8 protein-coding genes are annotated in these 10,973 nt (G+C 74.8%); 6 read left to right on the top strand and 2 right to left on the bottom strand.

From position 1 onward, the window contains the following. Positions 1-108, top strand: a 108-nt coding sequence (locus A3CO_RS37965) for an integrase core domain-containing protein (RefSeq protein ID WP_018332118.1), incomplete at its 5' end; no start/stop codon positions are given. On the opposite strand, the gene A3CO_RS0110060 is transcribed toward A3CO_RS37965, so the two are convergent. Beyond that, the gene (locus tag A3CO_RS0110060) at positions 105-1,001 is read right to left on the bottom strand and encodes a hypothetical protein (RefSeq protein ID WP_157647353.1); all 897 of its coding nucleotides are present in this window, start codon (positions 999-1,001) and stop codon (positions 105-107) included. The two genes, A3CO_RS37965 and A3CO_RS0110060, sit on opposite strands and share 4 nt — an antisense overlap. Positions 1,002-1,054: 53 nt before the next feature. Between A3CO_RS0110060 and A3CO_RS0110055 the strand changes: the two genes are divergently transcribed. Further along, positions 1,055-4,192: an ATP-binding protein gene (locus A3CO_RS0110055; protein WP_018332116.1), complete on the top strand. Its 3,138-nt coding sequence runs from the start codon at positions 1,055-1,057 to the stop codon at positions 4,190-4,192. Positions 4,193-4,612: 420 nt separating this feature from the next. Then, positions 4,613-5,467, top strand: coding sequence for a hypothetical protein (locus tag A3CO_RS35605; RefSeq protein ID WP_051085905.1), 855 nt, complete (start codon positions 4,613-4,615; stop codon positions 5,465-5,467). Positions 5,468-5,775: 308 nt separating this feature from the next. Here the strand turns inward: A3CO_RS35605 and A3CO_RS0110040 are convergent, their stop codons facing one another. Continuing rightward, on the bottom strand, positions 5,776-6,498 hold the full coding sequence (locus A3CO_RS0110040) for a hypothetical protein (protein ID WP_018332115.1): 723 nt from the start codon (positions 6,496-6,498) through the stop codon (positions 5,776-5,778). A 124-nt stretch (positions 6,499-6,622) separates the two neighbouring features. On the opposite strand from A3CO_RS0110040, the gene A3CO_RS0110035 reads away from it, so the two are divergent. The 3 genes from A3CO_RS0110035 (at position 6,623) to A3CO_RS0110025 (ending at position 10,960) form a co-directional block, all read left to right on the top strand. Further along, positions 6,623-8,461 carry an ABC transporter ATP-binding protein/permease gene (locus A3CO_RS0110035; protein ID WP_084681678.1) on the top strand — a complete coding sequence of 613 codons (1,839 nt, stop codon included), beginning with the start codon at positions 6,623-6,625 and terminating at the stop codon, positions 8,459-8,461. A 249-nt stretch (positions 8,462-8,710) separates the two neighbouring features. Then, on the top strand, positions 8,711-10,315 hold the full coding sequence (locus tag A3CO_RS0110030; protein ID WP_157647351.1) for a hypothetical protein: 1,605 nt from the start codon (positions 8,711-8,713) through the stop codon (positions 10,313-10,315). A 225-nt stretch (positions 10,316-10,540) separates the two neighbouring features. After that, the gene (locus A3CO_RS0110025) at positions 10,541-10,960 is read left to right on the top strand and encodes a hypothetical protein (protein WP_018332112.1); all 420 of its coding nucleotides are present in this window, start codon (positions 10,541-10,543) and stop codon (positions 10,958-10,960) included. Positions 10,961-10,973 lie beyond the last annotated feature (13 nt).

The raw sequence follows: 10,973 nt of genomic DNA, 5'->3' as shown, positions 1-10,973 counted from the left end.
GCGCTGCCGGGGTGGCTGCACGAGTACAACCACCACCGGCCCCACAGCGCCATCGGCAGGCAAGCCCCCATCACCCGCTTGACCAACCTGTCCGGTCAGTACAACTAGTCCGCCGGCTCCCGGACGCGCTCGACCTGGTCGCCCGTCCACGCGGCGTCGAGCAGCATCCGCGGCGTCACGAGGGCGGGCGGCAGCCAGTCCTGCTCCGGGGCCCGGCCGGCAGGGCGCTTGTGGGGCTTGCGCCGGCCCCGGGACACGGGCGCCCCGTCGTGCCGGGCGAAGGGACTGAGCAGGATGTCGAGGGCGGACCGGTCGAAGAACGTCGGCATCACCTGCTCGACGACGACCGCGAGCTCCTCGAACGCGGCCTTGCGCTCGGCGTCGGCGAGGAAGGCGATCGAGCGGACGAGCACGGTGTCGAGGAACCCCTCGCGGGTCCGCGGGCCCGGTTCCTGCGGGTCGACGGGAGCGAGGTCCTCCACCGTAAACCGCGCGCCGTGCAGGTGCGCGACCAGTTCCGCGCAGAAGAACTCGCGGCGGTCGGCCACGCCGTCCCACGTCCGGGCCGCCTCGATCGCCTGGGCCCGGACCCGTGCCGCGTCCGCCGGGGCGAGGTCCGGGCCGAAGCTGGCCAGCGCGATCGCCACGATCATGAGCTTCGGGACGCAGAACCGGCCGTCGTCGTCGGGCAGGCGGACCTCGGCGAGCCGGTCGAGGGCCGCGGCGCGACGGTCGGCGGAGGGCACGGGCAGGCGGTAGACCTGCTGGCCGTGCTCCCAGAAGTGCGACAGCCGGTCCGCGCGGACGCCGCCGATGTCGAAGGGGTCGCTGCGGCAGAACGACAGGTGCGCCGACGCGACCCCGTCCCCGCCGAGGGCGATCCCGCTGTGGGAGAAGCCCGAGCCGTCGAGCCTGGTGATCATCTCGCCGAGCGGCTCACCCGGCATCGGGGTCACCAGCAGTACGTCGCCCGGCTGGATCCGGTCTAGGTCGATAACCACATCGGACGTATGGTCGAGATGACATGTCACTGGCGGTCACTCCTGGGGGAGCGGTGACGGGGATCCGTCTGCTGGGCGAGGTGGCGGTGGTGGGCGCACCGCCGCAGCGCAGCGCCGTGCTGCGCTCGCTGCTCGCCCACCTCGCGGTGGAGCCGGGGCGGCCGGTCGCCACGTCGGCGCTGATCGACGAGCTCTACGACGCCGAGCTGCCGAAGAACCCGTCGGCGGCGCTGCAGACCCAGATCACCCGGCTGCGCAAGTGGGTCGCACCCGCCGTCGTGACGAGTACCGGCGGCGGTTACGTGCTGGAGGTCCTGCGGCAGGACGTGGACCTCACGCGCTTCCTCGACGCCGGTCCCGACGACGCGGTCGCGGCGCTCGCCGCGTACGGCGGTGAGGCGTTCGCGGGCTGCCGGGTCGGGCCGCGGCTCGGCGCCGAGCGCCGGCGGGTACGGCGCCGCCATCTCGAGGTGGTCGAGGCGCGGGCCCGGGAGCTGCTCGCGGCCGGGTCCGCCCGCGAGGTCGTGGCGCTCACCGCCGACGTGCTCGACGGCGACCCCGATCACGAGGGGCTCGTCGCCGTCGCGGCCCTGGCCCTGCACGCCGAGGGGCGCGCCGGGGAGGCGCTGCGGCTGGTCACCGGGACCCGCCGGCGGCTGCGCACCGAGCACGGGGTCGACCCGGGTGACGCGCTCCGGGACGCCGAGCGGACGGTGCTGGACACCGAGCAGCGGCGCCGCCGCGACGTCGTCGGGCGCGGTGCGCCGCTGGCGCGGATCCGCGAATCGCTCGACGACCCTCACGCCGGGCGCATCGTGATCGTCGCCGGGGAGGCCGGGATCGGGAAGTCCACCCTGCTGCGCGCCGCCGCCGAGGAGGCCGAGCGACGCGGGGCGACGGTCGGGCACGGCCTGTGGGAGCACGACCAGGCGCCGTTCGCGGCCTGGGTCCAGGCGCTGCACGCCGTCGGCGTGGCGCCGCCGTCGCTGCGCGACCCGACGCCGGGCCGGACGCTGCGCCGACGGCTGTCCGCCGCCGCGGCGGCCGCCGAGGGGATGGTCCTCGTCGTGCTCGACGACGCCCACCGCGCCGACCCGGCCTCGCTGCACGTCCTGCGCGGCCTCGGCGGGGCGGGGCTGCCGCCCGGGGTCGTGGTGCTCGTCGCGGCCCGGGAACCGGACGCGACCGCGCACCCGGCGTGGAGCGAGGCGGCCGCCGACCTCACCCTGCTCGACGGCGTGCTCCGCCTCCCGCTCGCCGAGCTCGACGAGGCCGGCACGCGGGCGATGGTCGGCGACCCGCTGGGCGGCACGGCCACGGAGCGGCTCGTCGCCACGCTGTGGGCGCGGACCGGCGGCCACCCGCTCCACCTCTCGGCCCTGCTCGCCGAACTGCGCGACCTGCCCGACGACGAGTCGCGCGAGGCCGCGACCCGCCGGGTCCCGGCCCGGCTGCGCCCGCTGCTGGACCACCAGCTCGACGCCCTGCCCGAGGAGTGCCGGACCGCCCTGGAGGCCATGGCCGTCCTCGGTCCCGCGTCGCTGGCCGCCCTGGCCGACGCCCTCGGCACCGACGGCCGCACCCTTGCGCGGGACCTCCGACCCGCCGTCCGGATGACCCTCGTGGTGCCCACGCCCGACGGCTTCGCCTTCCGCCACGACCTGACCGCGGCGGCCGTCCTCGACGCCGTCCCCCCGGTGGTCCGGGCACAGCTGCACCGGGCACGGCTCGCCGCGCTCGGCCCCGACGCCGAGCCCTTCACCGTGCTGCGCCACACCGTCGGGGCGGCCGCGCTGCTGCCCGCCGCCGAGGTCGCCGACGCCCACCTGCCCGCGGCGCACGCCGCCTACCAGGACGGCGCGCTGGCGGCGGCGCTGGAGCTGCTCGACGTCGCGGCGGGTGCGACGTCGCAGCCCGTCCACGCCCGGATGCTGCGGGGACTCGTGCTGGAGGGGCTCGGCCGGGTCGAGGAGGCCGCGGACCTCTTCGACGCCGTCGTCGCCGACCCGGCCGCGGACATCGCCGACGCGGTGACCGCGGCGCTCGGCGACGACGCGCAGGGGCCGTCGATCGCCGGCCGCCCCCGCCGCCTCGAGCGGCTGCGACGGGTGCACGGGCTGCCCCTGACCGACGTCCAGCGGGCACGGGTGCTGCGCGGCCTCGTCGTCGAGGAACAGCAGCTCGACATCGAGGGGTCCGCCGCCCTGCTCGCCGAACTGCTCGCCCTCGGCGCGACCGCCGACGAGCCGGTGCTCGCCGCCGAGGTGGCCGTCACGGAGGCCTACCTGCAGCTCGGCCTGTCGATCCCGTCGGCGCAGCGGGTCGCGACCGCCCGTCGGGCGGCGCACCTGGCCCGCGCGGCCGGTGTGACCGCGCTCCGGTTCGAGGCCGACGAGCTCCTCGTGGCAGCACTGGTCGGCGGCGGTGAACTGGCCGGGGCCATGGACCTGCACGCCGCCCTGGCCCCGGAGGCCGAGCGGCGGCACCGCCCGCGCACGATGTGGGCGGTGCGTCTGGTCGAGGCGTCGCTGATGCTGGCGGCGGGCAAGATCGAGGAGTCCGACCACGCGGCGCAGGAGGCGTTCCAGCGCGGTGTGGAGCTCGGCATCGCCGACGCCCTGGGCGCCTTCGGGGCCCACCTCGTCATCCGGCACCTGCTGACCGGGAGCCTGCCCGTCCTCGGCGGCCTGCCCGCCCGTACCGCCGCCGACTACCCCAACGTGCCCGCCTGGGCGGCCTGCGCCGCCGTGGACGCGGTGCAGGGTGGCGACCCTCCGGCGGCCGCCGCGCACCTGGCCGAGTTCCACCGGCGACGGCAGGGCCGCGAGTCCGGGCTGTTCGACCGCGTCGGGCTCTGCCTCGCCGCGTGCGCCGCCTTCGCCCTCGACGACGGCCCGACCGCCGACCTCGTCCTGCGGGCGCTGCCCGACGACCCGGGCGGCACCGTCGTGGTGGGGATCGGCGCGGCGTTCCTGGGCCCGGTCGACCTGTACCGCGGCCTCGCCTGCGCCGCCCGTGGCGACCTCGAGGCGGCGCGGCGGCTCTTCCGGTCGGCGGCCGGCACCGCGACCGCGCTCGGTTGGACGCCCTGGGCCGACGCGGCCGAGGATCTGGCCGAGGTGACGGCCCCGGGGCGGCCCTCCGACACCCCGGGACCCTCGCTCCCCCTCGGACTCCGGCGAGCGCTCTGAGAGCGTTCCCACCCGGCCAGCGTCCATCGTCGGTATCGAAGCTGGTTCCACTTTCCGGAACCTTTCCCCGACGGCCGGGGTGATCACGGCGACAGGCGGGGCCCGGTCCGCGGGGCGGCCCGGACCGATCATGAATGGCTCCGGGAAATCGTGCATGACTCCCGGCGTGCCGGGGTAGCTTAGTCGGTTTTGTTTTCGGTCACGATTCGTGGTGGGTCGTGCAGACGGGCCATGTCGGTGTTTCTGCTGCTCACCGACGTGACGGCGTTCTTTTTCGTGATTTTCGCGAATGGTGCCGTCACCCGTTCGTGATCACCTCGTTATCCGCATCAAGCGACGGTCCGTGACCGTCGTTCCCGGTTCGGGGGACACCGGGTCCTCCTGCCGTGCGATGTCCACGGACGACCCGAGGAGGACCTCATGGGTGCACACCACGCTCCCCGCCGTCGCGACGGCCGGCTCGGCACCATCGCGGGACGGGGCGCCTTCGCCACCGTCGCGGCGCTGACGCTCGCCGGTGGCGGCGCCGGTGTCGCGCTCGCCGGTGAGATGCCGACGACGCACACCCACAGCACGGAGTCCGACGAGCACCAGCAGACCCACGAGTGCGGCTGTGGCCAGGGGGGCGAGCACGGCGGGAAGCACCACGGCGGCAAGCACCACGGGCACGGCTCGACGGGCGAGCACGTGAAGCCGACCCACCCGGACGGGATGCTCCCGGGGATGCTGGGACTGCCTGGAGTGCCGACGTTGCCGGGTTCGGGTACGAAGCCGGACCCGGGCACCACGGGCACCTCGACGTTGCCGGGTTCGGGTACGAAGCCGGACCCGGGCACCACGGGCACCCCGACGTTGCCGGACGCGGGTACGAAGCCGGACCCGGGCACCACGGGCACCCCGACGTTGCCGGACGCGGGCACGAAGCCGGACCCGGGCACCACGGGCACCCCGACGTTGCCGGACGCGGGCACGAAGCCCGACCCGGGCACCAGCGGGACCCCGACGTTGCCGGGTTCGGGTACGAAGCCGGACCCGGGCACGAAGCCCGACCCGGGCACGAAGCCCGACCCGGGCACGACGCCGCCGGTCGACGGGGGTACGACCTCCACGGCCGACGGCTCGGCACCCGATGGGCTCACCAGTCTGCCCGGCGACCAGACGCCCTCCAAGGACGGTGGACTGACCGATGGCTCGTCGACCGACGGGACCGACGGGAGCACGGCGCAGGCACCCTCTGACGCCTCCGCCATCACCTCGAACCTGATCTCCACCTGACGGTCGCCGAGACCGGGCGGGCCGATGCGAGGGAGGCGGCCCGCCCACGGGGGTCCGGACGTGTGTGGCGACACGCCCACGAGATGAGGCGACACGCCACACAGGTCCGGATCCGCCCGTCGCGCTCGGCGGCGGGTGGCGCCGGCCACGAGGTGCGCGCCGGGCAGGACCGGAGGTCCCGGTCCTGCCTCAGATGCCACTCGTGGTCGGCGTTCCCGGAACGGCGGACCGGATGTCAGTGGCACCGGGCGCCCGTCAGGTCGCCCCGCGCCACTGACATCCGAGGCCGCTGCCCGCGGCCGGACCCGTCAGCCCACCCGTTGCCACGTCCCGGGTGTCGTCTCCGTCCAGACCGAGGCGGCCGAGTCGGTGACGGCGTCCGGGACCGGGGTGGAGAGCAGGGTCCCGCCCGCCTCCTCGTCGGGGGCCAGCATCGCCGACCCGCCCGAGACCGAGGTCCGCGCCTCGAGCACGCACGCGCCGGCGGGCAGTCCGGGATAGGACGCCGGGCCCGACCCGAGCGGCGACACCGCCGGGCGGTTCTGGCAGAGCACCGCCGAGGGGCCGGTCGTCACCGACGCCGGCAACGACGCCAACCCGACCTGCACCCGCAACGACGCCACCGGGTTCGGGGCGGGCGCGCCCGACGTGTTCCGTACGACCAGGGGCGCGAGCAGCAGGTGCGAGCCTGCCGTCGAGCCGCGTGCGCTGGCCACGAAGGGGCCGACGCCCACCGTGTACGAGTAGCCCCCGAGCTGCACCGGCGTCCCCGGGGTGACGCCCTCACTTGCGAGCACCGGGGGCGGCGGGCCCCCCACCGCGGCCGCGCCCGACCCGGCGTCCGAGTCGGACAGGAAGGTCAGCGCGAGCACGACGACGAGCACCGCCGCGAGGACGCCGAGGACCACGAACACGGGGACCCGACCGCGGCCACCCCACGTCGTGCGCTCCCCGGGCCAGTAGCCGTCGTCCGGGTCGTCGGACGGCGGGTGGTCGGACTCCGGGAGTTCGCCGAACGGCGTCCGTGGCACGTGCTCTCTCCCTGCGACGACGGTCCGGTCGGGACACAGCCTGCCCCAGTCCGCCCGACGCGCGCACCCGTAACAACATCGTCAGACCCCCTCGCTACTCTCCCGCGCCAACCGGGTCGGGGCGATGAGCAGGGGGAATGCGGTGGAGTCGATCGACTGGGGCACGGAGTGGCTGCGGAGCCTGGCCTGGATCGCGGGCGTCTGGGTCGCGACCGTCATCGGGTTCGCCATCGTGGCGACGATCATCGTCCGTTCCCTGACGTGGGGGCGGCAGTTCTGGCGCCTCGCGGGTCCGTGGATGGACCTTCGGACCGGGCCCGACGGCTACCGGCCGGTGTTCTACGTGCTGGGGCTGCTCGCGTTGGTGGTGCTGCAGGTCCGGTTGACGATCCTGTACACGTACCAGACGAACGATCTCTACACGGCGCTGCAGAACCTCGACGCCGGGGCGTTCTGGCGGTCCCTCGGGGTCTTCGCCGTCCTCGCGACGCTGTCCGTCGCCGAAGCGCTCGTCACCTACTACGTCGGGCAGCGGTTCCTCATCCGGCTCTGGGAGTACCTGACCGACCGTTTCCTGCGTGACTGGCTCGGCGACCGCGTCTACCACCGGTCCCGCTTCGCGGAGACGCAGGTCGACAACCCCGACCAGCGCATCCAGACGGACATCGCCTCCTTCGCCCAGAACTCCTACTCGCTGTCGATCGGGCCGAGCGGGGCGGTCCAGGCGCTGGTCACGCTGCCGTCGTTCACGATCATCCTGTGGCAGCTGTCCGGGCCGTTCACGCTCCTGGGCGTCCAGGTGCCGCGTGCGATGACGTTCATCGCGTTCCTCTACGTCATCGTCGCGACGGTCTTCGCGTTCCGGATCGGCAGGCCGCTGATCAGGCTGAACTTCCTCAACGAGGGGCTGGGCGCGTACTACCGCTACGCGCTGGTCCGGGTCCGGGACAACGCCGAGAACATCGCCTTCTACCGCGGCGAGCCCGTGGAACGCCGCACCCTGGACGGGCGGTTCCGCGACGTCATCGCGAACTACCGGCGCATCGTCGTCCGGACCCTGAAGTTCAACGGCTTCAACCTCGTCGTCACCCAGGTGTCGCAGATCTTCCCGATCGTCCTGCAGGCACCGCGGTTCTTCGCCCGGCAGATCAGCCTCGGGGACATCCAGCAGACGGCCCAGGCGTTCGGTCAGGTCCACGACTCGCTGAGCTTCTTCCGCAACGCCTACGACACGTTCGCCGGCTACCGCGCGGTGCTCGACCGGCTCACCGGGCTCCTGGACGCCGACGAGCAGGCCCGTGCGCTCCCGACCGTCGCGGCGGAGGACCGCGCGGACGGGGTCGCCGTCCGCGAGCTGACCGTGCGGACCCCCGAGGGCACGGTCCTCGTCGAGAACCTCGATCTCTGCCTCGCCGAGGCGGACACGCTGCTGATCACCGGCCGCTCCGGCTACGGCAAGACCACGCTGTTGCGGAGCCTCGCCGACCTCTGGCCGTACGCCGCGGGAACGGTCGAGCGTCCGGAGGGGCCACGCTCGATGTTCCTGTCCCAGCAGCCGTATCTCCCGCTGGGCACGTTGCGCACGGCCCTCGCCTACCCGAATCCGCCCGAGCAGGTCGACGACGACGAGGCGGTGCGCGTCCTGCGGGCGGTCGCGCTCGGGCACCTGGCGGACCGGCTCGACGACGACGAGGTCTGGTGGCAGGTCCTCTCGCCGGGCGAGCAGCAGCGGCTGGGGTTCGCGCGCCTCGTCCTGGCCCGCCCGGACGTGGTGTTCCTGGACGAGGCCACGGCCGCGCTCGACGAGGGGCTCGAGCACGATCTCTACACGCTGGTGCGCACGGAACTGCCGACGTCGGTCCTGGTCAGCGTCGGGCACCGGTCGAGCCTGGAGGCGTTCCACGACCGACGGCTGGACCTCCGCGGTGATGGTCGGTGGGAGGTCGAGGCGATCTCGCGGTAGTCACGCAGGGTCCCCTCGTGCTCGGCGTCATGACCCGTCCGGGCGCCGTCGCGTCCACGCGACGGGGCAGTGCTACCGGGGGCGACCCCGATCGCGCGCCGGAACGTCCGGGGGAACCGCCGGCGCGGGCGGCTCCACCGGGCGGCCGTCAAGACCGGCCCGGCGCCGCGGCGGCAGGTCGAGAACTGGTCACCGGGCCCGGATGCCACGATCCTGGGGGAGGACCGGGGCGCCGAGCAGGGGAGAGGCATGGGCACGCTCTACCGCGCGATCTGGGCCTCCGACGACCCGGCCGCCGTCGAGCTGGCCGACGACGCCTTCACCCGCTGGGCCGAGCGGGCCGCCGAGCGGGACCACCGTCCGCTGACCCCGGCCGGGCCGCGGACGCGCACCAGCAAGCAGGACCGGTACACGCTGCGCCGCGACGTCCACCGCGACCCGACCGACACCAAGATCACCGCGATCGTCCGGGCGGTGTTCATCGCGAACCGCCGCGACGGCATCCGGTGGACCACCACGCTGCGCACGTGGTCGGGCGGGACGGCGGAGCACGAGGGGGCCCGCGCGTGGGTGTGGGTCGACGTCGACGCGTCCACCCACCACCCCAACGAGCCGATCGTGCCGCGGCCGCCGATCTTCGTCGGCGAACTCCTGACCGCCACGAAGGCGACGCGGCGGGGGGTCCCGCTGCGGGCGGCCCCGACGCGGTTCCACGGCCGGGACGGGGCGGAGGAGCTCGCCGACCTCGTCACGCTCGCCGACCGCGACGTCCCGGTGGTCGTCCTCGCCGACCTGGGGGAGGACGTCGGGGTCGACGACGGGCGGGTGCTCGACGCCGTCGTGCGCCGCACGGTGCGGGACGTCGCGGGGCTCGCGCCGGTCACGGTCATCGATCCCGACGGCGGGTCGGCGCTGGCCGAGGCGCTCGGCGAGCCGACCCCGATCGGCCCCGGCGGGCTGCGCGTGTACCTCCCGGGTTTCGACCCCGCCGGGGAGTCCGACGACGCGTGCCTCGACCTGCGCGCCGAGCGGTTCTGGACCAAGCCCGGCCTCGCGGGCCGGCTCGTCGCGGGCCTCGTCGCGCCGCTGTCCACCGGCCGGCGCCCGCCCGACTCCTACGACCGCGCGCGGGCCCATCTCGACGCCCAGGCGCCCGCCGAGGTCGGCGCGACGCTGGAGAAGGCCACCGCCCGGATCGCGGACCTCGAGCAGGACCTCGCCGCGGAACGGTCCCTGTCCGAGGGCGTGATGGAGGAGTACGGCGACCTGGAGCACGAGGTCGCGAGCCTGCGTGACCAGCTGCGGTCGCTGTCCGGCGAGCTCGCGCGGCTGCGCGGCGAACGCGCGGACGCCGGGCTGGAGGACCTCGACGTCGCCCCCGTCCACGCCCGCGACTGCAGCGACGCGGCCGCCCTCGCCCGCAAGCACCTCGGCCCCTACCTGACCTTCCCGACGACGGCCGGGGTCGACCTGGAGCTCCTCGACCGGCAGTCGGCGGGAGCGGCGTGGGGCGAGCAGGCGTGGCGGGCGCTCCGGGCGCTGGCCTGGTACTCCCGCGCCCGCTCCCGCGACGGGATCGAGGCCGACTTCTTCCAGTGGTGCTGGAACTCCGGGCACCCGATGGCCTGGCCGGCCAGTCCCCGCAAGCTCGCGATGCGCGAGTCGAAGTCGGTGATGGACCGCTGGCCCGACACCCGCACCTTCGACGTCGACGGCGAACCGCGGATCGTGGAGTCCCACATCAAGATCTCGTCCGCCGGCCTCGCACCGAGGATCTACTTCACCTGGGTGGAGCGCACGCGCTCGGTGCACGTGGTCTACTTCGGCCGGCACCTGCGCAATACCATGACCTGAGGTCGACGCCGACACCGGGGCTCGCACCGACACGGAGGCGACGTGACCCAGCTCGACCGCACCGCACCCCCTATCGGAGTGCTCGGTTCAACTGTCGGGGAAAACATCCCGTCGCCGCGGCGGCCGCTGGAGCCGTGGACGCCGACCCCGCCGAGCGGCATCCGGTGGCTCGACGCGGAGGCCCCGGTCCCGCCCGCACCGGCATCCCCGTCCCGGGGACCGGCGGTGCGGTGGCTCGTGGCGGCGGTCGTGGCGCTGGTGACGGCCGGAGGGATCGTCGCGGTCCTCTCGTCGGGGTCGTCGACGATGACGGTGCAGGGGTCGGTGGTGGTCGCGGTGTCCGGCGCCACGCTGCCCGGGGTGCCGTGCACGGCGCCGTCGGCGTCGGGCCGGACCGCGTCAATCTGGTCCGCGGACGGGACGCGGGTGGCGTCCGCGGCGGTCCCGCCGACGGGCTACGCGGTGGACCGGTGGGGCACCCGGACCCCGTTCGCCGACGCCTGCCGGTTCGACCTGCTCTTCACCGACGTGCCCGCGGACGACTCGGTCTACCGCGCGGGCCTGGGCGGCAGCCTCGCCGACGCCCAGCGGTTCTCCCGCGACCAGCTCGCGACGACGGGTGCGTCCATCACGTACGGGCGGTAGAACTCCGGGGGTG

It is taken from the genome of Actinomycetospora chiangmaiensis DSM 45062 (genome assembly GCF_000379625.1).
GTDB lineage: Bacteria > Actinomycetota > Actinomycetes > Mycobacteriales > Pseudonocardiaceae > Actinomycetospora > Actinomycetospora chiangmaiensis.
The sequence above is the reverse complement of the archived record's forward strand: the minus strand, read 5'-3'. Positions and strand labels throughout refer to the sequence as shown.

What these genes read in the sequence shown, in the direction of transcription:
- A3CO_RS35605 (WP_051085905.1), top strand. Translation starts at nt 4,613, where the DNA reads ATGGGTGCACACCACGCTCCCCGCCGTCGCGACGGCCGGCTCGGCACC.
- A3CO_RS0110035 (WP_084681678.1), top strand. Translation starts at nt 6,623, where the DNA reads ATGAGCAGGGGGAATGCGGTGGAGTCGATCGACTGGGGCACGGAGTGG.
- A3CO_RS0110030 (WP_157647351.1), top strand. Translation starts at nt 8,711, where the DNA reads ATGGGCACGCTCTACCGCGCGATCTGGGCCTCCGACGACCCGGCCGCC.